Source organism: Streptomyces sp. NEAU-174, from assembly GCF_052665095.1.
Window position 1 is genome coordinate 160,163 of record NZ_JBQTCE010000009.1, and the last position, 24,625, is coordinate 184,787.

General features: G+C 71.1%; 17 protein-coding genes. 1 reads left to right on the forward strand and 16 read right to left on the reverse strand.

Annotated elements, in window-relative coordinates; genetic code table 11:
• The first annotated feature begins 179 nt into the window (after positions 1–179).
• Positions 180–2,267, forward strand: a complete 2,088-nt coding sequence (locus ACT2CW_RS26570; RefSeq protein WP_445518506.1) for a hypothetical protein — start codon at positions 180–182, stop codon at positions 2,265–2,267.
• A 270-nt stretch (positions 2,268–2,537) separates the two neighbouring features.
• Here ACT2CW_RS26570 and obgE read toward each other — a convergent pair whose 3' ends face one another.
• From obgE to ACT2CW_RS26650, 16 genes are all read right to left on the reverse strand, one after another.
• Positions 2,538–3,971 carry a GTPase ObgE gene (gene obgE, locus ACT2CW_RS26575; protein ID WP_445518507.1) on the reverse strand — a complete coding sequence of 478 codons (1,434 nt, stop codon included), beginning with the start codon at positions 3,969–3,971 and terminating at the stop codon, positions 2,538–2,540.
• Between the two features lie 141 nt (positions 3,972–4,112).
• Positions 4,113–4,370: a 50S ribosomal protein L27 gene (gene rpmA, locus ACT2CW_RS26580; protein WP_020871349.1), complete on the reverse strand. Its 258-nt coding sequence runs from the start codon at positions 4,368–4,370 to the stop codon at positions 4,113–4,115.
• Positions 4,371–4,384: 14 nt separating this feature from the next.
• Entirely contained in the window at positions 4,385–4,705 is a 321-nt protein-coding gene (rplU, locus tag ACT2CW_RS26585) for a 50S ribosomal protein L21 (protein WP_164429553.1), read from the reverse strand.
• Positions 4,706–4,938: 233 nt separating this feature from the next.
• Positions 4,939–9,081: an Rne/Rng family ribonuclease gene (locus ACT2CW_RS26590; protein ID WP_445518508.1), complete on the reverse strand. Its 4,143-nt coding sequence runs from the start codon at positions 9,079–9,081 to the stop codon at positions 4,939–4,941.
• Between the two features lie 222 nt (positions 9,082–9,303).
• Positions 9,304–10,080, reverse strand: a complete 777-nt coding sequence (locus tag ACT2CW_RS26595) for a TIGR03936 family radical SAM-associated protein (RefSeq protein WP_445518570.1) — start codon at positions 10,078–10,080, stop codon at positions 9,304–9,306.
• A 212-nt stretch (positions 10,081–10,292) separates the two neighbouring features.
• Positions 10,293–12,215, reverse strand: a complete 1,923-nt coding sequence (locus tag ACT2CW_RS26600) for a TIGR03960 family B12-binding radical SAM protein (RefSeq protein WP_445518509.1) — start codon at positions 12,213–12,215, stop codon at positions 10,293–10,295.
• Between the two features lie 93 nt (positions 12,216–12,308).
• Complete coding sequence (locus ACT2CW_RS26605) at positions 12,309–13,946, reverse strand: CYTH and CHAD domain-containing protein (protein ID WP_445518510.1); 1,638 nt, start codon at positions 13,944–13,946, stop codon at positions 12,309–12,311.
• 112 nt (positions 13,947–14,058) lie between these two features.
• Positions 14,059–15,261 carry a rod shape-determining protein RodA gene (rodA, locus tag ACT2CW_RS26610; protein WP_138915676.1) on the reverse strand — a complete coding sequence of 401 codons (1,203 nt, stop codon included), beginning with the start codon at positions 15,259–15,261 and terminating at the stop codon, positions 14,059–14,061.
• Positions 15,258–17,402, reverse strand: a complete 2,145-nt coding sequence (gene mrdA / locus ACT2CW_RS26615) for a penicillin-binding protein 2 (RefSeq protein ID WP_445518511.1) — start codon at positions 17,400–17,402, stop codon at positions 15,258–15,260. The genes rodA and mrdA overlap by 4 nt, the downstream gene beginning before the upstream one ends.
• Positions 17,403–17,453: 51 nt before the next feature.
• Entirely contained in the window at positions 17,454–18,161 is a 708-nt protein-coding gene (mreD, locus tag ACT2CW_RS26620; protein ID WP_164428909.1) for a rod shape-determining protein MreD, read from the reverse strand.
• A gap of 6 nt (positions 18,162–18,167) precedes the next feature.
• Positions 18,168–19,112 carry a rod shape-determining protein MreC gene (gene mreC / locus ACT2CW_RS26625; RefSeq protein WP_164428884.1) on the reverse strand — a complete coding sequence of 315 codons (945 nt, stop codon included), beginning with the start codon at positions 19,110–19,112 and terminating at the stop codon, positions 18,168–18,170.
• A gap of 143 nt (positions 19,113–19,255) precedes the next feature.
• A complete protein-coding gene (locus tag ACT2CW_RS26630; RefSeq protein ID WP_037946248.1) occupies positions 19,256–20,275 on the reverse strand; it encodes a rod shape-determining protein in 1,020 nt (339 codons plus the stop codon).
• A 321-nt stretch (positions 20,276–20,596) separates the two neighbouring features.
• Positions 20,597–21,010: a nucleoside-diphosphate kinase gene (ndk, locus tag ACT2CW_RS26635; RefSeq protein WP_164428882.1), complete on the reverse strand. Its 414-nt coding sequence runs from the start codon at positions 21,008–21,010 to the stop codon at positions 20,597–20,599.
• Positions 21,011–21,082: 72 nt separating this feature from the next.
• Positions 21,083–21,436: a DUF4233 domain-containing protein gene (locus ACT2CW_RS26640; RefSeq protein WP_413809500.1), complete on the reverse strand. Its 354-nt coding sequence runs from the start codon at positions 21,434–21,436 to the stop codon at positions 21,083–21,085.
• 1 nt (position 21,437) lies between these two features.
• Entirely contained in the window at positions 21,438–22,943 is a 1,506-nt protein-coding gene (gene folC / locus ACT2CW_RS26645) for a bifunctional tetrahydrofolate synthase/dihydrofolate synthase (protein ID WP_164428880.1), read from the reverse strand.
• A 57-nt stretch (positions 22,944–23,000) separates the two neighbouring features.
• Positions 23,001–24,461: a peptidoglycan D,D-transpeptidase FtsI family protein gene (locus ACT2CW_RS26650; RefSeq protein ID WP_445518512.1), complete on the reverse strand. Its 1,461-nt coding sequence runs from the start codon at positions 24,459–24,461 to the stop codon at positions 23,001–23,003.
• Positions 24,462–24,625: the final 164 nt, after the last annotated feature.

Sequence of the window (24,625 nt, forward strand, 5' to 3'; positions counted from 1 at the left end):
GGACACCGCCCGCGCACATCGCCTCACGCACCGCCATAAGCGCCCCACGGACACCACTCGGGGGACCTTTGACACCGATTGCGACCGGTTGGCACCGGCGCGGATTGTCACCGGGCGGGGCGTCGGCATACGGTCAGGGGTCCCCCCAGTCCGTTGCCCTCCTGCCAGGAGCCCACCCCGTGCCCTCTGCCGGAATCGCCCCACGCCGGGTCGTACAGCTGACGGCGCTGCTCGCGATGCTCGTGTTCTTCGCCACACAGCTCGTCGGCGCCGTGCTTCCGAACGTACCGCTTTTCATCGCCGCCTCGGCGTGCGGACTCGCGCTCGATCTCTTCTTGCAGCACAAGCAGCCCGGTCTGCTGTCGCTGCTGGGGAAGATCCGTCTCGACGTCACGGTGCGCCAGCTGTTCCGCGACATGCTCATCATGGTCGGGCTGCTGCGCATCGAGGGCATCAATCCCCTGCATGAGCAGGCGCCCCTGACCGCGGGGCTGCTGCTCTTCTACCTGGTGCACTTCGCCTGCCAGGCGGCGGCCGTCCTGGTCCGCCGGACCCGCCAGCTGCCGTTCGTCACGCGCAACATCGACGCGTCCGCGCTGCGCCTGAGCGAGGCCCCGCCGCGGCTGTTCGCCCGTCAGCACGGGCGCCGTCTGCTGCGGCTGGCCGTGCCGGTCACCGCCGGTCTGCTGGTCACCGCCGCCACCAAGAACGCCGTCTGGGGCGGCGTCGGCCTGACGATCGCGCTGCTGATCGGCATCGGCGGCACGGCCCACCTCGCCAGCTGGCTGCTGCCGCGCAAGCGCGTGGCGAACGAGGCCACGGCCCTGCGCTGGCTGGACCAGTGGCTGGCCGACTACCAGCCGACCGTGGGCATGTACTTCTCCGGCGGCAACTCCTCGGCGTACCAGGCGAACATGTGGCTCTCCACGCTCGCCGCGCTCGACGGCAAGCCGATCATCGTGCTCCGTGAGCGGTTCATGGTGCAGAAGGTGGACGCGACGGACGTGCCGATCGTCTGCCTCCCCAAGGTCGCGCATCTGATGCGTCTTGAGCACTCGACGCTCAAGGTGCTGCTGCACCCGGCGAACTCCGGCAAGACCTCACAGGTGCTGCGCATCCCCTCGATCAAGCACGCGTTCATCAACCACGGCGAGAGCGACAAGCTCTCCAGCTGCAACCCGTACGCCAAGGCGTACGACGAGGTGTGGGTCGCGGGCCCGGCGGCGCGCGAGCGCTACCAGCTCGCCGACATCGGCGTCGAGGACAAGGACGTCGTGGAGGTCGGCCGGCCGCAGCTGGCCCCCATCCGCCCCTACGCGGGCGTGCCCACCGGTGAGTTGACGACGGTGCTGTACGCGCCGACCTGGGAGGGCTGGGACGGGAACCCCGGCAACACCTCGGTGATCCTGGCCGGTGAGAACATCGTCCGCGAACTGCTCGCCGACCCCAAGGTGCGCCTGCTGTACAAGCCGCACCCGATGACCGGCTCCGTGGACCCGCGCGCGGGCCGTGCCAACGACCGCATCAAGGCGATGATCGCCGAGGCGAACACCAAGCGCGGCGGCGACCGCCCCGGCGCGGAGGCCGCCGCCGAGCTGGCCCGGTGCGCCGAAGAGCTCAACCGGCTCACCAGCACCTCCTTCCGCCCCAGCGCGGACGAGACCGAGCGCATGATGCTCCAGGGAGCCCCGGACGGCGACCGCGCGGCGGCCGTCGCCGCGGCCACCGCCGCCTGGGAGAGCGCCTACTGGGCCTCGCTGCCGGTCTGGGAGCACCAGATCATCACCGGCCCGCGTCCGGCGATCTTCACCTGCTTCAACCAGGCCGACGTGCTGATCAGCGATGTCTCCAGCGTGGTCTCGGACTACCTGACGAGCGAGAAGCCGTACGCGGTGGCGAACACCAGCGGGATGACGGAGGAGGAGTTCCGGGCGGGCTTCCCGACCGTGCGCGCCGCCACGATCCTCACGCCGGAAGCCGCGGGCGTGGCCGGACTGCTGGAAGCGGTCCGCGACCCCGAGAAGGACACCCTCGCGAGCGCCCGCGCCGAGCTGAAGGTGCATCTGCTCGGCCCGTCCGACCCGCCGTCGCTGGTGCGCTTCAACCAGGCCACGCAGGACCTGTGCCGCAAGGCCGACGAGCGCCGGGCCCGGATGGCCACCCGGCTCACCGACGAGATCCCCTCGCAGCGCGAGGCCCGGGACGCGGCGGAGGAGATGGAGCTGGAGTCCGGCTCGCCGGAGCCGGAGGAGACCGCGACGGTCTGACGTCCGACGGTCCTGGCCGACGGTCCGAGCCGACGGCCTTAGGCGACAGCCTTAGCCGACGGCAGGCACCAGAGCATGACGAAGGGCCCGGGAGAGATCTCCCGGGCCCTTCGTCATGCCACCTGCCGGGCGGCGCCGAGCAGCCCGCTCAGAGCCCGTGCGGGGCCCCGGAGCCGTCCGCCCGCGCGGGGCACCCGGAAGCGTCCGGACTCCAGACGCGCCCGCTACCGCCCGTACGGCCGAGGGGCGCCCGCTACGGCCCTACGGCCCTCAGAACGGTTTGAACGTGTCGAACTCCTCGTCCGCCTCGTCCCGCTCGGCATCCCGGTCCCGCCGCCGCTGCGCGGCCGGGCGCGGGGCGTCGAAGCGGTGGTCCTCGCCACGGCGGCCCAGCATCTCCGCGCCGGTCGCGAGGCTCGGCTCCCAGTCGAAGACGACCGCGTCGTCCTCGGGGCCGATGACGACCTCGTCGCCCGAGTGGGCGCCCGCCTTCATCAGCTCCTCCTCGACGCCGAGACGGGCCAGGCGGTCGGCGAGGTAGCCCACGGCCTCGTCGTTGGCGAAGTCGGTCTGGCGGACCCAGCGTTCGGGCTTCTCGCCCAGCACACGGTAGAAGCCCTCCTCGGCGACGACCCTGAAGCCCGCGTCGTCCACGGCCTTCGGCCGGATGACGATCCGGGTCGCCTCCTCCTTCGGCTTCGCCTCCCGCGCCTCCGCGACGATCTTCGCCAGGGCGAAGGACAGCTCCTTGAGGCCGAGATGGGCGACCGCCGAGACCTCGAAGACCTGGTAGCCGCGGGCCTCCAGATCGGGCCGGATGATGTCGGCGAGGTCCTTGCCGTCGGGAATGTCGACCTTGTTGAGCACGACGACCCGCGGCCGGTCGTCCAGACCGCCGTACTGGGCCAGCTCCGCCTCGATCACATCGAGGTCGGTCAGCGGATCGCGCTCGGACTCCAGCGCCGCGGTGTCCAGCACATGCACCAGCACCGAGCAGCGCTCGACATGGCGCAGGAACTCCAGGCCGAGGCCCTTGCCCTGGCTGGCGCCGGGGATCAGACCGGGGACGTCGGCGATGGTGTAGACGGTCGAACCGGCCGTGACCACCCCGAGGTTGGGCACCAGCGTGGTGAACGGATAGTCGGCGATCTTCGGCTTGGCCGCCGAGAGCACCGAGATCAGTGAGGACTTGCCGGCGCTCGGATAGCCGACGAGGGCCACGTCCGCGACGGTCTTCAGCTCCAGGATGACGTCCCCGGAGTGGCCCGGCTCGCCCAGCAGCGCGAAGCCGGGCGCCTTGCGGCGGGCCGAGGCGAGCGCGGCGTTGCCGAGGCCGCCGCGGCCGCCCTGGGCGGCGATGTAGGTGGTGCCCTCCCCGATCAGATCGGCCAGGACGTTGCCCCGCTTGTCGAGGACGACGGTGCCGTCCGGGACCGGCAGGACCAGGTCGGTGCCGTCCTTGCCGGAGCGGTTGCCGCCCTCGCCGGGCTTGCCGTTGGTGGCCTTGCGGTGGGGGCTGTGGTGGTAGTCGAGCAGGGTGGTGACGGACTGGTCCACGACCAGGATCACATCGCCGCCCCGGCCGCCGTTGCCGCCGTCCGGTCCCCCGAGCGGCTTGAACTTCTCGCGGTGCACGGAGGCGCAGCCGTGGCCTCCGTTACCCGCGGCGACATGCAGTTCGACGCGGTCCACGAAGGTGGTCATGACGGGTGCCTCCAGTTACATACGGGTTCGGGGTTGTTCTGATGTGCCTCACGCTCGTAACGCGCCGAGGGCGGACCCGCTTCCCGTCACGGGAAGAGCGGTCCGCCCTCGGAAAAGGCTGTGCGATGTCGCCCGGGCTGATTACTCAGCGACCGGAACGATGTTCACGACCTTGCGGCCACGGCTGGTGCCGAACTGCACCGCACCGGCGGCCAGCGCGAACAGCGTGTCATCGCCGCCGCGGCCGACACCCGTGCCCGGGTGGAAGTGCGTGCCGCGCTGACGGACCAGGATCTCACCCGCGTTGACGACCTGGCCGCCGAAGCGCTTGACGCCGAGCCGCTGGGCGTTGGAGTCGCGACCGTTCCGAGTGGACGATGCGCCCTTCTTGTGTGCCATCTCTTCTCAGTCCCTTACTTCGCAGCCGAGTCGATGCCGGTGATCTTCAGCGCGGTGTGCAGCTGGCGGTGGCCGATCCGCTTCCGGTAACCGGTCTTGTTCTTGTACTTCAGAATGTCGATCTTGCCACCCTTGTGGTGGTCGACGACCTCGGCGTGAACCTTCACACCGGCCAGGACCCACGGGTCGCTGGTGACGGCATCGCCGTCGACAACGAGCAGAGTGGAAAGCTCGACGGTGTCGCCGACCTTGTTGCCGGCCAGACGGTCGACCTCGATGACATCGCCCACGGCCACCTTCTGCTGGCGGCCGCCGGTGCGCACGATTGCGTACACGCGGTTCTCACTCTCTCGCTAGAAAACGGGACCTCTGATGCCAGCCGCCCAACACGACCCACGAGGGTCGCGACAACCGAGTGATCATGCGATTCACCATCGGCCGAACGGCCTCTTCCGGCGAAGCGGAAGGGATGTGCTCAGGGGTTTGGCGTACAGACGCCAAGGGCTAAGGCTACCAGAGCCCGAAGGGCACACTGCCACGTGACAGCGTGCCCTCCCGGTCGGCCGGATCAGTCGTCGGCGGCGGCCGAGACCGACTGCGGAGTCTGCTGCTCCGCCGCCGCGGTCTTCTTCGTCGCCGACTTCTTGGCGGTCGTCTTCTTGGCCGTGGTCTTCTTGGCGGCCGTCTTCTTCGCCGCCGTCTTCTTCTCCGCGGTCTTCTTGGCCGCCGTCTTCTTGGCGGGAGCCTTCTTGGCCGCCTTACGGGCGGACTTCTTCGCCGGTGCCTCGGCCTCGGCCCCGCCCTCGGCGGACGCGCTCTCGGGCGCCGCCTCCGGCTCGGGCTTCGCCCCGGACTCCGGCTCCGGCTCCGACTCCGCGGAAGACCCGCTCACGACCACCACGGCCGCCTCCTCGGAGCCCGTCGGCGAGCCCGCGGGGGCGCTCACCTTACGGGTCACACGGCGGCGCGTACGCGGCGCGGGAACGCCCTCGAGCGGGGCCTGCTCCTCGGCGGGAGCGGCGGCGGGGGCCTCGGCGGCCGCCTCCGGCTCCGTCCGGGCCGCCTCCCGACGCTCGTCGGCCACCACGACCACCACGCCCTCCGGCTCCTTGGCGGCCTTCGGGGCGCCCGCCGGGGCGGACACCTTACGGGTGGCACGGCGGCGCGTACGCCCACGGCTCGCGGCGGCCTCGGCCTCCGCGGCGCTGCTGTACAGCTCCTCGTCGGCCGCGAAGACCGGCTCGGGCAGCGGCTTGGGCTGGGTGGCCTCCGCCGCGATCTCGGCCGCCGCCTCGGTGACGTCCTCGGACTCCGCCTCGGCTTCGGCCTCCGCCTCGGCCGCGGCAACCGCGGCCCGCTCCTGCTGTTGAACGCCACCGGCGGCGGACTTCTTCTTCTTGCGCTTGCCGCCACCGCCACCGGCGGACGACGCCTGGTCCATGTGGACGATCACGCCGCGGCCGTTGCAGTGCACACAGGACTCGGAGAAGGACTCCAGCAGCCCCTGGCCGACCCGCTTACGGGTCATCTGGACCAGGCCGAGCGAGGTGACCTCGGCCACCTGGTGCTTCGTACGGTCCCGGCCCAGGCACTCCAGCAGTCGCCGCAGCACCAGGTCCCGGTTGGACTCCAGCACCATGTCGATGAAGTCGATCACGATGATGCCGCCGAGGTCGCGCAGCCGCAGCTGGCGCACGATCTCCTCGGCCGCCTCCAGGTTGTTCCTGGTGACCGTCTCCTCGAGGTTGCCGCCCTGACCGGTGAACTTGCCGGTGTTGACGTCGATGACGACCATCGCCTCGGTCCGGTCGATCACCAGCGAGCCGCCGCTGGGCAGCCAGACCTTGCGGTCCAGCGCCTTCATCAGCTGCTCGTCGATCCGGTAGGTGGCGAAGACGTCGACGTCCGAGGTCCACTTCTGGAGCCGGTCCGCGAGGTCGGGCGCCACGTGCGAGACATAGCCGTGGATGGTCTCCCAGGCGTCGTCACCGCTGACGATGACCTTGGAGAAGTCCTCGTTGAAGATGTCGCGGACGACCCGGACGGTCATGTCGGGCTCGCCGTAGAGCAGCGACGGGGCGCTGCCGCTCTTCGCCTTCTTCTTGATCTCCTCCCACTGCGCCTGGAGCCGGGCGACGTCGCGGGACAGCTCGTCCTCGCTCGCGCCCTCGGCGGCGGTGCGGACGATCACGCCCGCGTCCTCGGGAACGATCTTCTTGAGGATCTGCTTCAGCCGGGCCCGCTCGGTGTCGGGCAGCTTGCGGCTGATGCCGGTCATCGAGCCCTCGGGCACGTACACCAGATAGCGGCCGGGCAGGGAGACCTGGCTGGTCAGCCGGGCGCCCTTGTGGCCGATCGGGTCCTTGGTGACCTGCACCAGCACGGACTGGCCGGACTTCAGGGCGGTCTCGATGCGGCGCGGTCCGCCGGAGAGCCCCAGCGCCTCGAAGTTCACCTCGCCCGCGTACAGCACGGCGTTGCGGCCCTTGCCGATGTCGACGAAGGCGGCCTCCATGGACGGCAGCACGTTCTGGACCTTGCCCAGGTAGACGTTGCCGACGTAGCTGGTGGCCTGCTCCTTGTTCACGAAGTGCTCGACGAGGACGTTGTCCTCCAGCACCCCGATCTGGGTGCGATCGCCGTTCTGCCGGACGACCATGACCCGCTCGACCGCCTCGCGGCGGGCCAGGAACTCGGCCTCGGTGATGATCGGCACACGGCGGCGGCCCTGCTCACGGCCCTCGCGGCGGCGCTGCTTCTTGGCCTCCAGACGCGTCGACCCCTTGATCGACTGCACCTCGTCGGCGCCGGACTCGGTTTCCTTGCCGCGCCGCTCGCGGGGCTCGCGGACCTTGACGACCGTGCGCTCGGGGTCGTCACCGGTCGCCTCGGGCTCGGCGGCGTCGCCGCTGCGACGGCGCCGACGGCGGCGGCGACGGCTGCTGCTGGAACCGCCGGACTCACCGGCCTCGGCGCCCGGCTCGTCCCGGCCCTCGGCCTGCTCCTCGGCGCCCTCGCCCTCGGCGGCCGACTCGTCCTCGTACCGCTCACCGGTCTCGGAACGCCCCTCGGCGCCCTCGCCCTCGGCGGTCTCGCCCCGGCGGCGACGACGGCCGCCACGGCGGCGGCGACGGGCCGGACGGTCGCCCGACTCCTCCTCGCCGGGCTCGCCCTCGGGCTGACCGGCCTCGGCCTCGGGCTCGGTCTCCTCGGCGGCCTCGGGCTCCTCGGCCTCCGGCTGCTCCTCGACGGGCGCGGCGCCACGGCGGCGGCGCCGACGGCGGCCGGCGGGCGCCTCGGGCTCGACAGCCTCGGCCGTCGGCTGCTCCTCGTCCTCCTCCTCGGGCTCCTCCAGCGCGGCGGCGGCCTCGGCGGCGGCGCTCTCCGGCGTCTGGAAGACCGGCTCGGTGAAGACCGGCGCCTGGAACACGGCCGTCGGCGGACGGACCGCCCGGCGCCGCGAACGGGGCGCGGGCTCCGGCTCGGACGCGGCCTCGGCGGCCGGGGTCTCGCCCTCGGCGGCCTGCGGCTCCTGAGCGCCGCTCGGCTCCTCGGCGGCGGGGGCGGCGCTCCGGGCGGCGCGGCGGCGAGTACGGCCGCGCGGCGCCTCTTCCTCGACCTGCGCGGCCTCGGTCTGCGCGGCGGCGGGCTCCTCGGCGGCTTCCGCGGGCGCGCCCTCGGGGGCGGCGGCCTTACGGGTCGCACGGCGACGCGTACGGGCGGGAGCCGGGGGCACGGTCTCGGCCTCGGCTTCGGCCTCAGCGGCCGCCGCGGCCTCCTCGGTCTCCTGCGGCGCCACGGCCTCCGCGACCTCCGACTCCGCCGGGGCACCGGCCGCAGCCGTCACCTTACGGGCCGCACGACGGCGCGTACGAGCACGCGGGGCCTCGTCGGCCTCGGCCGGGGCATCGGCTGCGACTGCGGCTGGGGCCGTGGCCTCGTCACCACTGCCACCAGCGGCCGCCGCAGACGACGCGTCCGCGTCGGCGGCCTCCGCCTGCGGCGCGCCCTCGGGGGCGGCGGCCTTACGGGTCGCACGACGGCGCGTACGGGCGGGGGCCGGGGGCACGGTCTCGGCCTCGGCAGCCGCCGCGGACTCCTCGGTCTCCTCCGGCTCCACCGGCTCCTGCGGCGCCACGGCCTCCGCGGCCTCCGACTCCGCCGGGGCACCGGCCGGAGCCGTCACCTTACGGGTGGCACGGCGACGCGTACGGGCAGGCGGAGCGGCCTCGGCGGCGGCCTCCACCACGGGCTCCGCGACCGGCTCTGCGGCGGCCTCGGGCTCCTCACGCCCGGCGTCAGCCGGGACCACGGTCTCCGCGGCCTCCGGCGAACCCGCCGGGGCGGTCGCCTTACGGGCGACCCGGCGCCGCGTACGGGCGGGCGGAGCGGCGGATTCGGTGTCGGATCCGGATACGGATCCACTCGTGGCGGCCATGGCGGCACCGGCGGCGACGGGCTCGGAGGCCGTCTCGGGGGCGACGACGGCACCGGTCTGCTCCGCGGCTATGGCCGGTACCGAGGGCGTGGTGACCTCGGCCCCGCTCACCGCGCCGGGCGGCGGACCGGCCGGGCGGGAGGCCGCGCGGCGGCGGCGCGGCGGCAGCGTGTCGCTGGGCGTGTTCTCGATGGATTCCCCGGGCACCGCGGCACTCGGCGCGGATGTCCCCAGGGGCTGGACAGGTTGGGTCGGCTCAATAGGTTCGAGCATGCGGGCGTTTCTCCCGTCACGCTCCCGGGCGCCGCGCCTGCTTCCGGCCGGCCACCCGCGCACTGTGCGCGAGTGCCGCCGTCCGGGGCGCGGGCGCCGCACGGGAGCTGTCGTCTCGCTCGCCGGGACCGGATCTGTCGGGACCGGCGAAAGTCTTCTGGTCAGTGCGCCAGCCGGACCCGGGTGGCTCCCAAGTGCATCGGCGGCGCATCGACGGCGGCCCTACGCGGGACCTTCCGGCGCCATCGCGGCGGTCAGCTCGGCGGCCGTGGATGGAGCGGCCTGAGCTGCCTCGCGATCGGGCGCGAGCGGGTCGGTCACCGTGCCGGACTCCTCATCGAGCAGCCCCTGCGCCAGCCTGGTCACCGCTGCGGGGACCGGCGGCGCCAGGTCGGCCGTAGCGCGGAGACCGGACAGGACGTCGTCGGGTCGCACGGCAGGTGTCAGATGCCGTACCACCAGCCGCAGTATCGCACAGCCACCGTCGCCGGGCCTATCGGCCCGAGCCGGAAGCGTCTCCAGCCGGGCCACCGCGGCACGGGCGTCGAAGGTTCGCAACCCGTTTTTCGTCCGGCGCTCCACCTCGACCGTGTCGGCCTCCAGGAAGGCCGCGACGGCACGCTCGGCGTCCGCCGGGGCGACCCGGTCGAGCCGGATCTCCCATACGGACGCCTGGAGCCGGTCGGCGAGCCCCGAGGTACGGGCCTCCACGGACTCGATCACATCCAGGCCCTCGGGCAGCGACTCGTCGAGGACCGCCCGCAGCTTCTCGGGGTCGCGCGCCTCGGTCAGCTGGATCTCCAGGTACTCCGCCTCGCTGCCGGTGCCGGTGGGTGCGGCATTGGCGTAGGACACCTTCGGATGCGGGGTGAACCCCGCCGAGTACGCCATCGGCACCTCGGCGCGGCGCAGCGCCCGCTCGAAGGCGCGCTGGAAGTCGCGGTGGCTGGTGAACCGGAGGCGGCCGCGCTTGGTGTAACGCAAACGGATGCGCTGCACCGCGGGTGCGGGCGGCGGGCCTTCGGGCTGTCGCTTGCCCAGGGGACTGTCTCCTTGTACTTCCTTGCCGTCGAACATCAGGGCCACGGGGCCCTGATGTCTTCCAGCCTACTTTGTGGGCGCCGCGGGCGGCCCGGTGGCGGAGGGCCGCCGGGCGGCCACGTCACCGCCCGGCCGCCATGTCACCGGCGTACGGCAGCTCGGCTGCCCGGCTACTTCACCGACAGCGGCAGCAGCTTCCGCCCGGTGGGGCCGATCTGGATCTCGGTCTGCATCTGCGGGCAGACGCCGCAGTCGAAGCAGGGGGTCCAGCGGCAGTCGTCCACCTCGGTCTCGTCGAGGGAGTCCTGCCAGTCCTCCCACAGCCAGTCCTTGTCGAGGCCCGAGTCGAGGTGGTCCCAGGGCAGGACCTCCTCGTAGGTGCGCTCGCGCGTGGTGTACCAGTCGACGTCGAGGCCGAAGTCGGGCAGGGTCCGCGCGGCGCACTCCATCCACCGGTCGTAGCTGAAGTGCTCGCGCCAGCCGTCGAAGCGGCCGCCGTCCTCGTAGACGGCGCGGATGACCGCGCCCACCCGGCGGTCGCCGCGCGAGAGCAGGCCCTCGACGATGCCGGGCTTGCCGTCGTGGTAGCGGAAGCCGATCGAGCGGCCGTACTTCTTGTCGCCGCGGATCTTCTCGCGCAGCTTCTCCAGCCGGGCGTCGGTCTCCTCGGCGCTCAGCTGCGGGGCCCACTGGAAGGGGGTGTGCGGCTTGGGGACGAAGCCGCCGATGGAGACCGTGCACCGGATGTCGTTCTTGCCGGACACCTCACGGCCCTTGGCGATGACCTTGGTGGCCATGTCGGCGATCTGGAGCACGTCGTCGTCGGTCTCGGTGGGCAGACCGCACATGAAGTACAGCTTCACCTGCCGCCAGCCGTTGCCGTACGCGGTGGCCACCGTACGGATGAGGTCCTCTTCCGAGACCATCTTGTTGATGACCTTACGGATGCGCTCACTGCCGCCCTCGGGCGCGAAGGTGAGGCCCGAGCGGCGCCCGTTGCGGGTCAGCTCGTTGGCGAGGTCGATGTTGAAGGCGTCCACCCGGGTCGACGGGAGGGACAGGCCGATCTTGTCCTCCTCGTACCGGTCGGCGAGGCCCTTGGCGATGTCACCGATCTCGGTGTGGTCGGCGGAGGACAGCGACAGCAGGCCGACCTCCTCGAAGCCGGTGGCCTTCAGCCCCTTGTCGACCATCTCGCCGATCCCGGTGATCGACCGCTCGCGCACCGGGCGGGTGATCATGCCCGCCTGGCAGAACCGGCAGCCCCGGGTGCAGCCGCGGAAGATCTCCACCGACATCCGCTCATGGACGGTCTCGGCCAGCGGCACCAGCGGCTGCTTGGGGTAGGGCCACTCGTCGAGGTCCATGACGGTGTGCTTGGACACCCGCCACGGCACGCCCGAGCGGTTCGGCACCACGCGCGAGATCCGCCCGTCGGGCAGGTACTCCACGTCGTAGAACTTCGGGACGTAGACGCTGCCGGTGCGGGCGAGGCGGAAGAGCAGCTCATCGCGGCCGCCCGGGCGGCCCTCGGCCTTCCAGTCCCGCATGATCCCGGTCATGTCGAGCACGGCCTGCTCACCGTCGCCGATCACCGCGCAGTCGATGAAGTCGGCGATCGGCTCGGGGTTGAACGCGGCGTGGCCGCCCGCGACCACCACGGGGTGGTCCTCGGTGCGGTCCACGGCGTCCAGGGGGATGCCGGCGAGGTCCAGCGAGGTGAGCAGGTTGGTGTACCCCAGCTCGGTGGAGAAGGAGACGCCGAGGAAGTCGAACGCGGAGACCGGGCGGTGCGAATCCACGGTGAACTGCGGCACGTTGTGCTCGCGCATCAGCTCCTCGAGGTCCGGCCACACGCTGTAGGTGCGCTCGGCGAGCACGCCCTCGCGCTCGTTGAGGACCTCGTAGAGGATCATGACGCCCTGGTTGGGGAGCCCGACCTCGTAGGCGTCCGGGTACATGAGCGACCAGCGGACGTCGCAGGAGTCCCAGTCCTTGACGGTGGAATTGAGCTCACCGCCTACGTACTGGATGGGCTTCTGCACATGCGGCAGCAGGGCCTCGAGCTGTGGGAAGACCGACTCGACAGACATCGCGGACTTTCGTGAAGCTGACAGGGGTGACCCTCTAGCGTACCTGCCCCGCCCGGCGCCCTCGCCACGGACCAGATCTCCGGGCCCGCCCGGTCACACCTCCAGGTCCGCCCGGTGCTTCTTGCGCGAGGTCTCGGCCCACAGCTCCGGCAGCTCACGCTCGCGGGCGGCCGCCCGCTCCTCCTCCCTGCCGTACAGCAGCCCGAAGGTGAAGTCGCTCTCCCCCGCCACATGGGCCTGGGTGGCCAGCTGCCGCAGCGCCTCGCGGGCCACGACGCTGTCCTGGTGGTCGCCGAGCACGTCCTGCACCGCCTGCATACGCCGGGCGAACCGCTTGGCGGACTTGCCGAGCGCGGGCCGGGCCGTCTCGGCGGCGTAGCGCACGCGCTTGGCGGCCTTACGGGCCTGGTGGATGGCGATGTCGCGATCCGGCCCCGGGGGCGTCTCCAGCGCGGTGGCCATACGGCCCGCCAGCCGCTCGTAGTCGCGCAGCACGGCCTCGGCGACCACCGGCGCGGCCGGCTTCGCGGCGTCGCGGCGCAGCGGCGGATCGGCCACCAGGGCGTCGAGGGTGTCCAGGAGCGTCAGGTAGCGCTCGCTGTCCAGCGCGCCCAGGACGGTGGCGCGGGCGCCGTCGCGCCGCCCGTGCGACCAGTGGTGCAGCCGTTCGCCCACCGGGCCGCGCCGGAGCTCCTCCGGCAGCTCCGCGAGACGGCCCTGGAGCCGCTCGGTGAGCACCTCGCGGTCGCGTTCCACGCCGAGCTCACCGGCCAGCCACTTCAGCTCGTGGCCGATCGGATCGGTCACCGAACGGTCCAGGACCTTGCGGTAGGAGCGGAACGCGCTGCGCAGCCGGCGGGTGGCGACCCGCATCCGGTGCACCGCGTCCGGCACATCCCCGCGCACGGCCGGGTCGAGCCGCACCAGGGCGTCGATCTGACGGCGTATGTAGTCCAGGACGACATCGTCGGCGCCGAGCGGCCGCCGGGGCTCCGACGCCGCCTGTGCGACCTGACGGGCGGTCTTCGCGGGCTTGCCGGGCTTGGCGGGCCCGCCTGGCCCGTCTCCGTCGCTCTCGACCGTGCCCGCGGCCTTCTCCGTCTCGGCGAGGGCCTTGGCGAGCTTGGAAGGGGTGTCGGCGCGGTGCAGACCGCCGTCGCGCAGCCGTACCTCGACCGCGTCGAGCAGCCGCTGATCGTGGCCACGGCCTTCGGCGAGCTCGACCTCGACCTCGGTCCATCGGGCTGGCTCGCTCTCCCCGGGCGCCAGCCGCCGGGCCGTCACGCGGTCGACGGACACCTCGGCGAGCACGGTGCCGTCGGCGGCCACCAGATCCTTGCGATCCCGCTCGGTGTGCAGATGGGCGAGCGGGCGCAGCGGATCGTGGCGGACCCGCGAGCGCAGCAGGGTGGCCATCTCGGCGGGCACCTCGTCGCCGAGCGGCGCCCGCAGCTCCTCCCGGGTGTCCGGTCCGACGGGCAGCTTCAGATGCCAGCCCTCGTCGTCGCCGCCCGTGCGGTGGCGCAAGGTGATGCCGTCGGCCAGCAGCCGCCGCCCGGGGGTGTCGTAGTAGGTGGCGTCCAGGGTGGCGACTCCCCGGCTCACCACGGTCGCGACCGGCCCCGCTCCGGTCAGTTCGGGCAGGCCCGGCAGGTCGGGCCGCCCGGACGGGCCGGCTTCCTCGGCGGTGGCCTCGTACTTCCGTTCTATCTCCTGCTTCATGTCCACCATGTGAGTCACGTACCCAAACTCGGGCTTATCAGCCTAAGCGGAGACGCGATACCCAGCGGACCCGATGCGGGCCCTATGCGGACCCGTCCCTATGCGGACCCCTATGCGGGCCCTATGCCGAGACGGGCCTCTGCACCCGGATGGACTGGAGCAGTCCGATCGCGATCCATACGGCGAACATCGAGGATCCGCCGTAGGAGACGAACGGCAGCGGCAGACCGGCCACCGGCATGATGCCCAGCGTCATCCCGATGTTCTCGAACGACTGGAAGGCGAACCAGGCGATGATCCCGGCCGCGACGACGGTCCCGTACAGCTCCGTGGTGTCGCGCGCGATCCGGCAGGCGCGCCACAGCACGACCCCCAGCAGCAGGATGATCAGGCCCGCGCCGAGGAAGCCGAGCTCCTCCCCCGCGACCGTGAAGACGAAGTCGGTCTGCTGCTCGGGGACGAACTGACCGGTGGTCTGGGTGCCGTGGAAGAGCCCCTTACCGGTGAGCCCGCCCGAGCCGATCGCGATGCGCGCCTGGTTGGTGTTGTAGCCGACGCCGGCCGGGTCGAGGGCGGGGTTGGCGAAGGCGGCGAAGCGGTCGATCTGGTACTGGTCGAGGACGTGCAGCTGCCAGACGAGCAGCGCACCCACCACGGCCGTGAGGATGAGTCCCGCGATCCAGCGGTTGGACGCGCCGGAGGAGAGCAGCACGGCGAGCACGATCATCGCCATGACCATCACCGAGCCGAGGTCCGGCATCAGCAGCACGATCGCGATGGGCAGCGCGGCCAGGCCGAGCGCCTGGACGACGGTGCGGTGGTCGGGGTTGAGCCGGTCGCCCGCGTCCACGCGCGCGGCCAGCAGCATCGCCATCCCCAGGATGATCGTGATCTTGGCGAACTCACCCGGCTGAAGGGAGAATCCACCGCCGATCACGATCCACGCGTGGGCGCCGTTGATCGTCGAGCCCAGCGGGGTGAGCACGGCGAGGACGAGGATCACGGACAGCCCGTAGAGGACCGGGACCGCGCCGCGCAGGGTGCGATGGCCCAGCCAGACGGTGCCGATGGCGAGCAGCAGCCCGATGCCGGTGTTGAGGGCGTGCCGGACCAGGAAGTAGTACGGGTCGCCCTGGTTCAGCTCGGTGCGGTTGCGGGTGGCGGAGTAGACGAGCGCCCCGCCGATCGCCGACAGGGCCAGCGCGGTGAGCAGCAGCACCCAGTCGAGGCGGCGGACGACCGAGTCGCGCGCCATGAGCTTGCTCCAGGCGCCGCGCTCCGGGGTGAAGCGGCGGACGGAGTACCCATGCGTGGACGCGCTCATGAATCAGCTCCCCGCCGCCGCTCCCGCGACGCCGCCTCGAACTGCTTGCCCAGGGGCTGGGACTCGATGGAGCCGTCCGACGAGATCTTCGGCAGCTTGGCCTGCGGCTGGGGCAGCAGCGCCTTCTTCTTGTCGATGCCGCCCTTGGCGTCCACCCCGTACAGCGCGTTGTAGATCTTGCGCACGGCGGGGCCGGAGGCGCCGGAGCCGGTACCACCCTGGGAGATCGTCATGACGACCGTGTAGTCCTTGGTGTACGTGGCGAACCACGAGGTGGTCTGCTTGCCGTAGACCTCCGCGGTACCGGTCTTGGCGTGCATCGGGATCTTGCTCTGCGGCCAGCCCTGGAACCGCCAGGCGGCGGTGCCCCGGGTGGCCACGCCCGCGAGCGCGCTGTCGATCCTCTTGTGCAGACTGGCGCTCATCGGCAGCTTGCCGTGCGCCTTCGGCTTGATCTCCTGGATGTCCTTGCCGTCGGGGCTGACGATCGCCTTGCCGACGGACGGGTCGTGGAGCGTGCCGCCGTTGCTGATCGCCGCGTAGATGGTGGCCATCTGGATCGGGGTGACGAGGGTGTCGCCCTGGCCGATGGAGTAGTTCACGGAGTCACCGGCGCGCATCTTCATGCCCTCGAGGCAGTTCTCGTAGGCGATCCGCTGGCCGTAGGACCCGTCCTTCTTGCCGGTCCTGCACCAGGCGTCCTTGTTGGCCTTCCAGTAGTCCTTCTTCCACTGGCGGTCCGGGACCCGGCCGGTGACCTCGTTGGGCAGGTCGATCCCGGTCTCCTTGCCGAGGCCGAACTGGTGGGCGGTCCGGTAGAACCAGTCCCCCGGCTTCTTCTTGGGCTTGTTGCCGCCGTCCTTCTTCCACTCGTCGTAGGCGATCCGGTAGAAGACGGTGTCGCAGGAGACCTCCAGCGCGCGGCCGAGGCTGATCCCGCCGTAGTTCTCGGACTCGAAGTTCTTGAAGACCTGGCTGCCGATGTTGAACGAGCTGGTGCAGGCGTAGGGGCCGTTGAAGTCGTAGCCGGCGTTGACCGCGGCGGTCGTCGGGATGACCTTGAAGATCGAGCCGGGGGCCGCCTGGCCCTGAATGGCCCGGTTGAGCAGCGGGTAGTTGGACTTCTTGCCGGTGAGCTGCTTGTAGTCCTTGCCGGAGATGCCGCCGACCCAGGCGTTGGGGTCGTACGTCGGGTTGGACGCCATGGCCACCACCCGGCCGGTCTTGGCCTCCATGACCACGACCGCGCCGGAGTCCGCCTTGTAGTTGGTGCCGGTGTTCCGGTCGTGCTGCTTGCGGGCGTCCCGCATCGCCTGGTCCAGCTCCTTCTCCGCGACGGCCTGGACCCGGGAGTCGATGCTGGTGACGACGTTGGCGCCGGGGCGTGCCTGCTGGCTCTCCCGCTGGCCGATGACCCGGCCGAGGTTGTCGACCTCGTAGCGGGTCACCCCCGCCTTGCCGCGCAGCTCGTTGTCGTACTGGCGCTCGAGACCGTTGCTGCCGACCTGGTCGGAGCGGAGCAGGGGCGACTTGGTGTGCTCGGCCGCCTTCACCTGCTCATCGGTGACCGGGGAGAGATAGCCGAGCACCTGGGCGGCGTTGGAGCCGGCGGGCGCGGCGTAGCGGCGTACGGCGGTGGGCTCGGCGCTGATGCCGGGGAAGTCCTCTTCGCGCTCGCGGATCTGGAGCGCCTGCTTGGCGCTGGCCTCGTCGGTGATCGGGATGGGCTGGTACGGGGAGCCGTTCCAGCAGGGCTGCGGGGTCTTGGCGTCGCACAGCCGGACCTTGTCCATGACGTCCTTGGGCTTCATGCCCAGGACGTCGGCGAGGCGGGTGAGGACGGCCTTGCCCTCGTCCGGCATCTTCATCAGCTCGGTGCGGCTGGCGGAGACCACCAGACGGGTCTCGTTGTCGGCGAGCGGCACCCCGCGGGCGTCCAGTATGGAACCGCGCACGGCGGGGTGGACGACCTGCTGGACGTGGTTGTTGGCGGCTTCGGCGGTGTACTCGTCACCGTTGCGGATCTGGAGGTACCACAGGCGTCCGCCGAGGGTCAGCAGCAGCGAGAAGACCAGGATCTGGAGGCCGACGAGCCGGATGGTGACCCGGGAGGTCCGTCCGGTCTCAGGGATATTACTCATGGCGCGTAGCGCCTCCGTTGAGGGTGGTGGCGGGCGACGGGAGGGCATTGCTCACAGGCGCTTGACCCCCTTGATGCGTGTCGTCCTGTTCTTCCCCGTGCGGGCCAGCAGCCCGCCGCGCTGGCTGCCGATCCGGGGCGCCCGGCCCGGGCGCCTGAGCCGGCTCATCCGGCCGATCCGGCCGGTGCTGACGCCGCCCGCCGTACTGATCCAGCGGGACGGGCTCTCGCCGCCGCCCGCGCTGTCGGCCATCGGATCGTTCTCACTCCGTCTGGCGAGCCCCATGATCAGCGGCACCGTGAAGGGTGCCAGCAGCAGGTCGTAGAGGGCCGCGGTGAACAGCAGCTTGCCCAGGCCCACCTGACGGGCCGCGTCGTCGCCGACGAGGATGCCGACCCCGGCGTACAGCAGCGTGGCGCCGATGGCCGCCGCCACGACCACCAGCATCGGCCCGGTGGCCGACCTGAGCTGGCCGCTCTCCGGCTTGGCGAGCCCGGCCAGATAGCCGACGACGCACAGCACCAGGGCATAGCGGCCCGCGGCGTGGTCGGCGGGCGGGGCGAAGTCGGCGAGCAGCCCCGCGCCGAAGCCGATGAGCGCGCCACCGGTGTGGCCGTAGACGAGCGCGAGGCCGAGCACGACGAGCAGCAGCAGGTCCGGCACGGCGCCGGGCAGTTGGAGGCGGGCCAGTACGCAGATCTGGACGACGAGGGCGAAGACCACCAGGCAGGTCGACAGGACGATCCGGTTGAGGTGCAGCATCGGTCAGCTCCTGTTGGCGGCCGGGCTGGTGGCGGAGGCGGAGGGGTTGGCCGTGACGGTGACCGTGGGCGTCGGCTTGGGCTTCGCGGGCTTGGGCGGGAGCACGCTGTCCCGTGGATTGACGCGCGGCGGCTGGACGACCACCCCGACGATGTCCAGCTTGCTGAACCGGACGTACGGGCGCACCCGGAGCGTGCGGGTCAGGTCGCCCCCGGTGGGATCGACGCCGACGACCTTGCCGACCGGGACCCCGGGGACGAACGGCTTGTCCGCCTGGGAGCCGAAGGTGACCATCCGGTCGCCCTTCTTGATCCGGGCCTTGCCGTTGAGGAGCTGCACATGGAGCGAGCGGTCGCCGCGCCCGGTGGCGAAACCGAGCTCGCCCGATCCCTCCATACGGGTGCCGACGGTGAAGTCCGGGTCGATGGCGAGCAGCACGGTGGCCGTCGAGGAGCCGACGGTGGTGACCCGGCCGACCAGCCCGTCCCCGTTGATGACGGTCATGTCGCGGCGGATGCCGTCGCCGCTGCCCATGTCGATGGTGACGGTCCAGGAGAAGCCCTGGGCGGCGCCGATGCCGATGACCTGAGCGCCCTTGATGCCGTACTGACCGGCGCCGGCGGTCTTGAGCAGCTTGTCGAGCTCGGCGGAGCGGGCGCGGTCGCGGGCGTTGTTGCCGAGCCGCTGCTTGAGCTTGGTGTTCTCCTCCTCCAGCCGGCGGACCCGGTCGTGCCGGTCACCGGATTCCCGTACGGCGGCGACCGCGTTGCCGACCGGGTCCACGGCGGAGGCGACGCCGTCCTCCACGGGCCCGAAGACGGAAGCGGCGGCGTGCCGGGCGCCGTCGAGGGGTGAGTCCTCGCCGCCGCGGATATCCACCGTGATCAGCGCGAACGCGATGGCGACCAGCAGCACCAGCAGCAGCCGGCTCTCTCGTGTGTCCCTCACGTGCGGCGACGTGCCTTCCTCGTCGAAGTCGGACCGGTGCCGGGGTGAACGTGACCCGGTCGGTCCTGGGGAGCCTTATGCCTGTATATCAGCGTTCCGCCGCACGGGCAGCCAACCACCCGCACGGCCGGTCCGCCGGGTTGTCATCTGCGGGGCTGGGCGTCCAGCACCTGCTGGAGCGCCTCGAACTCCTCCACGCACTTGCCGGACCCGAGTGCGACGGAGTCCAGCGGGTCCTCGGCGATGTGGATCGGCATCCCGGTCTCGCGGCGCAGCCGCTCGTCCAGGCCGCGCAGCAGCGCACCGCCGCCGGTGAGCACGATGCCGCGGTCCATGACGTCGCCGGAGAGCTCCGGGGGGCACTTGTCGAGGGTGGTCTTGACCGCGTCGACGATCGAGTTGACCGGCTCCTCCATGGCCTTGCGGACCTCGGCGGCGGAGATCACCACGGTCTTGGGGAGGCCGCTGACGAGGTCGCGGCCGCGGATCTCGGTGTGCTCCTCCTCGTCGCCCTCGTACGCCGAGCCGATGGTGATCTTGATGTTCTCGGCGGTGCGCTCGCCGAGCAGCAGGCTGTACTCCTTCTTGATGTGCTGGATGATCGCGTTGTCCAGCTCATCGCCCGCCACCCGGATGGACTGCGCGGTGACGATGCCGCCCAGCGAGATGACGGCGACCTCGGTGGTGCCGCCGCCGATGTCCACGACCATGTTGCCGGTGGCCTCGTGGACCGGAAGGCCGGAGCCGATGGCCGCCGCCATGGGTTCCTCGATGATGTGCACCTGACGGGCGCCCGCCTGGGTGGACGCCTCGATGACGGCACGGCGCTCGACCCCGGTGATACCGGACGGCACACAGACGACCACCCGGGGCCGGGCGAGATACCGTCGCTTATGGATCTTGAGGATGAAGTACCGCAACATCCGCTCGGTGATCTCGAAGTCGGCGATAACGCCGTCCTTGAGCGGACGCACAGCGACGATGTTGCCAGGGGTGCGGCCGATCATCTTCTTCGCCTCGGCGCCCACGGCGAGAATTCCGCCGGTGTTGGTGTTGATGGCGACGACGGATGGCTCGTTGAGGACGATCCCGCGGCCCCTGACGTACACCAGCGTGTTGGCGGTCCCGAGGTCGACAGCCATGTCACGGCCGATGAACGACATGTTGTTCCCCATGAGGATACGTCAGGCCTTCCCTGCTGGAGCGATTGCTTGCTTGAGGTCGGCAGGATGGGTGTGCGCTGCGAGGCGCGGAGGCTTCATCGTAGTCACGCCCGCTCGAACACGCTGCGGGGGTCCTCCGCCATTGTCAGCAGAACACGACCCCGCCTCCTCTAATGGTGACGTCGTGTCGCGGAGATGCGTTCCCCCGATTGGCTCGCATATGCCGAAGGGCGGCCGGGTAATTCGGCCGCCCCCAGGTCAGCAGGGGTGTGGCAAGCAGATGATCAAACTGATGGCCGATCAGTACCGCTTGGATCGGGATCAGGCGAGCCCGGGAAAGAAAATCTTGATTTCCCGTTCGGCGGACTCCGCCGAGTCGGAGGCATGGATCAGATTTTCCCGAACGATGGTGCCGAAATCGCCACGGATGGAGCCGGGCGCCGCGGCGATCGGGTCGGTCGGCCCGGCCAGCGCCCGGACACCCTCGATCACCCGCTCGCCCTCGACCACCAGCGCCACGGCCGGGCCGGAGGCCATGAAGTCCACCAGCGGCTCGTAGAACGGCTTGCCGACATGCTCGGCGTAGTGCTGCTCCAGGACCTCACGGTCCAGCTGACGCAGCTCGAGGGCGCTGATCGTCCAGCCCGCCTTCTTCTCGATCCGCCCCAGAATCTCGCCCACCAGTCCGCGTCGGACGGCGTCGGGCTTGAGCAGGACGAGCGTGCGCTGGCTCACGGTGCGGGCTCCTTCGGGAAAAGACATGCGGGGGCTGTGAGGCAGAGGCTACATGGGGGAAAGAGGGCCACGTCACGCAGTGTCAGGTGAGGCGGCCGAGGACGCCGCGAACCGCGCCTTGGCCTCGTCGACCTTGCGGCCGAAATGGACCGAGGCCCACCACAGCGCGGCGAAGACCGCCCCGAGGAAGAACATGGTGGGCACCACGAAACCGCTCAGCACCAGGCCGATCTGCAAGGCCCAGCCGATCTGCACCGCACCCGGACGGCTCAGCAGCCCGCACAGCAGCACACACAGCCCCATGGCGATTCCGCTGACCGTCCAGACGGTGCCCATGGACAGCCCGGACGTCTTCATCGCGACCAGCCCGGCGAAGCCGATCACGAAGAACTCGCCGATGAGGGTGGAAGCGCACAGCGTTCGCATATCAGCCCTTTCCCAGGAGGAGCCGGGCCTCGCCGACCGTGATCACCGACCCGGTCACCAGCACGCCCGCCCCGGCGTATTCGCCCTCTTCCTCCGCCAGGGTGATGGCGGCCTCCAGGGCGTCGTCCAGCCGCGGCTCGACCTGGACCCGGTCGGAGCCGAAGACCTCGACGGCGATCGCGGCCAGCTCGTCCGGGTCCATGGCGCGGTGGCTGGAATTGCCGGTCACCACGACCTCGGCGAAGATCGGCTCAAAGGCTTCCAGCAGACCGCGGACGTCCTTGCCGTCACTGGCCCCGACCACCCCGATCAGCCGGCTGAAGTCGAAGGACTCGGTGACCGCCGCGGCGGCGGCACGGGCGCCCGCGGGGTTGTGCGCGGCGTCCAGCACCACGGTGGGGCTGCGGCGCACGACCTCCATCCGGCCGGGCGAGGTCACGGAGGCGAAGGCGGAGCGGATGGTGTCGATGTCGAGCGGACGGGCGTGCTGGGAGCCGACGCCGAAGAACGCCTCCACGGCCGCCAGCGCCATCGCCGCGTTGTGCGCCTGGTGGGCGCCGTGCAGCGGGAGGAAGACATCGGTGTACTCCCCGCCGAGGCCGCGCAGGGTCAGCAGCTGACCGCCGACCGCCACCTCCCGGGACAGCACACCGAACTCCATGCCCTCACGGGCGACCGTGGCGTCCACCTCGACCGCGCGCTTGAGCACCACGGAAGCGGCCTCCACCGGCTGCTGCGCGAGGACCACGGTGGCGTCCTGCTTCACTATGCCGGCCTTCTCCACGGCGATCTGCTCCGGAGTGGTGCCGAGCCGGTCGGTGTGGTCCAGCGAGATCGGCATGATCACCGCGACGCCCGCGTCGATCACATTGGTGGCGTCCCACGAGCCGCCCATGCCGACCTCGACCACCGCGATGTCCACCGGCGCGTCCGCGAAGGCCGCGTACGCCATTCCGGTGAGCACCTCGAAGAAGGACAGCCGGTGCTCCTGCTGGGCGTCGACCATCTCGATGTACGGCCGGATGTCCTGGTACGTCTCGATGAACCGCTCGGCGGAGATCGGCGCCCCGTCCAGGCTGATCCGCTCGGTGATCGACTGGACATGGGGACTGGTGTAGCGGCCGGTGCGCAGCTCGAAGGCGCCCAGCAGCGACTCGATCATGCGGGCGGCGCTGGTCTTGCCGTTCGTACCGGTGATGTGGATCGACGGATAGGCCCGCTGCGGCGAACCCAGGATGTCCATCAGCGACTCGATCCGCACCAGCGACGGATCCAGCTTGGTCTCCGGCCAGCGCCGGGCCAGCTCGCCCTCCACCTCCCGCAGGGCGCGGTCCACCTCGGGGTCGGCCGGGCGGGCCGGGATGCCGTCCCCCTGCGGCGGCCCGGACTGCGCGCGCAGCGTCCGGCTGCCGGCCTCGATCACCGCCAGATCGGGGTCGCGGTCGGTCTCTGCTCCGACGATCTCTTCGAACTCATCGGACTCGTTCTGGGGGCGCTCCTCGCTCACGCCGACCAGTCTACGAGGGAGGGGTGACAACCCGGCCCAGCGCCATCCCCACCCAGGTCACGAGCCGGTATCAGCCAACGCCGCCTTCATCATCGACTTGGCGATCGGCCCCGCCAGACCGCCGCCGGAGATGTCGGCGCGGGCCGCGTCGCTGTCCTCGACCACCACCGCGACCGCGACCTTGTGGCCGTCGCCGGCGTCCGCGTAACTGATGAACCACGCGTACGGATTGGCGCTGTTGTTCTCACCGTGCTGGGCGGTGCCGGTCTTGCCGCCCACCGTCACCCCGGGGATCTTCGCGTTGGTCCCGGTGCCCTGGTCCACGACCGTCCGCATCGCGGACTGGAGCTCGGACGCGGTGTGCTCGGACATCGCCTGGCTGTAGGTCTTGGCCGAGGTCCGGTCCAGGGCGGACGCGCTGCCGTCCGTGGTGCGGTCGATCTCGTGCGGGGTCATCAGCTTGCCGTCGTTCGCGATGGCCGAGGAGACCATCGCCATCTGGAGCGGAGTGGTCGTCACATCGAACTGCCCCATACCGCTCAGGGCCGTCTGCGAGTCGTTCATGCCGCTCGGGTAGGTGCTCTTCGCGGCGCGCACCGGGATGTCCAGCTTGGCATCGTCGAAGCCCAGCTTCTTGGCCTCGGCCGCCACCTTGGACTGGCCGAGGTCCACGGCCATCTTCGCGAAGACGGTGTTGCACGAGTACTGCAAGGCGGTGCGTATGTTGGCGTTCTCGCAGGGCGCCGACCTGTTCTCGTTGCGCATATCGGTGACCGTGCCCGGCAGCCGGTACGGATCGGGGCTCTTGGTCGGCTCGTCCACCGACGAGTACAGCCCGTTCTCCAGCGCCGCGGCGGCGACCAGGACCTTGAAGGTCGAGCCCGGCGGGTAGGTCTGGCGCAGCGCGCGGTTCAGCATCGGCTGCTTGTCGTCCTTCTGGAGCGCGGTCCACGCCTTCTGGTCCGCCGTGGAGGAGCCCGCGAAGGTACCGGGGTCGTACGAGGGGGTGCTGGCCATGCCCAGGACGGCGCCGGTGGTGGGGTCGAGCGCCACGGCCGCGCCGGTCTTGTTCCCCAGCCCCTCGTAGGCGGCCTTCTGCACGGCCGGGTCGACCGTGGTGAGCACGTCGCCGGGCTTGGACCGCTCCCGCGTCACCGCCTCGAGCGGGTTCTTCAGCCGGCTGTCGGAGCCGTCGAGCACCTGCCGCTCCAGGGCCTCCACCTGAGTGCTGCCGTAGGACTGGGAGGCGTAGCCGGTGATCGGCGCCCAGAGCTTCCCGTCCGTGTAGGTGCGCTTGTACTTCAGGTCGCCCGTGGTGGCGGCCGAGCCGGTGACCGGCTTGCCGCCGGCGATGATGTCGCCCAGCGGCCCGGCGTACTCGGAGATGGCCACCCGGGCGTTGCGCGGGTCTTCCCGGAGACTCTCGCCTCTCGCCAACTGCACATAGGTGGTCCAGGCGAGCAGGGCCAGGACGAGCAGCAGCGAGAACACCGATGCCCTTCTCAGCGGCTTGTTCATGGAGGGGGAGCTCCTTCCGGGACGTACGGCCGGATAACTCCCTGAAGGCAGTGTTTGGTTCCCGGTGCGGCCTTGCCGTGTGGTGGCTGTGAGGCGTCTGTGGGCTTCTCCGGGGCGTCTGTGGCACATCGCACACGCCTCACGCGCCACAGCGCCCCCGCCGG

Coding starts and splice junctions, on each gene's coding strand:
- obgE (WP_445518507.1), bottom strand. CDS start 3,971: ATGACCACCTTCGTGGACCGCGTCGAACTGCATGTCGCCGCGGGTAAC.
- rpmA (WP_020871349.1), bottom strand. CDS start 4,370: ATGGCACACAAGAAGGGCGCATCGTCCACTCGGAACGGTCGCGACTCC.
- ACT2CW_RS26590 (WP_445518508.1), bottom strand. CDS start 9,081: ATGCTCGAACCTATTGAGCCGACCCAACCTGTCCAGCCCCTGGGGACA.
- ACT2CW_RS26600 (WP_445518509.1), bottom strand. CDS start 12,215: ATGTCTGTCGAGTCGGTCTTCCCACAGCTCGAGGCCCTGCTGCCGCAT.
- ACT2CW_RS26605 (WP_445518510.1), bottom strand. CDS start 13,946: ATGGTGGACATGAAGCAGGAGATAGAACGGAAGTACGAGGCCACCGCC.
- rodA (WP_138915676.1), bottom strand. CDS start 15,261: ATGAGCGCGTCCACGCATGGGTACTCCGTCCGCCGCTTCACCCCGGAG.
- mrdA (WP_445518511.1), bottom strand. CDS start 17,402: ATGAGTAATATCCCTGAGACCGGACGGACCTCCCGGGTCACCATCCGG.
- ACT2CW_RS26630 (WP_037946248.1), bottom strand. CDS start 20,275: ATGTCGTTCATCGGCCGTGACATGGCTGTCGACCTCGGGACCGCCAAC.
- ACT2CW_RS26640 (WP_413809500.1), bottom strand. CDS start 21,436: ATGCGAACGCTGTGCGCTTCCACCCTCATCGGCGAGTTCTTCGTGATC.
- ACT2CW_RS26650 (WP_445518512.1), bottom strand. CDS start 24,461: ATGAACAAGCCGCTGAGAAGGGCATCGGTGTTCTCGCTGCTGCTCGTC.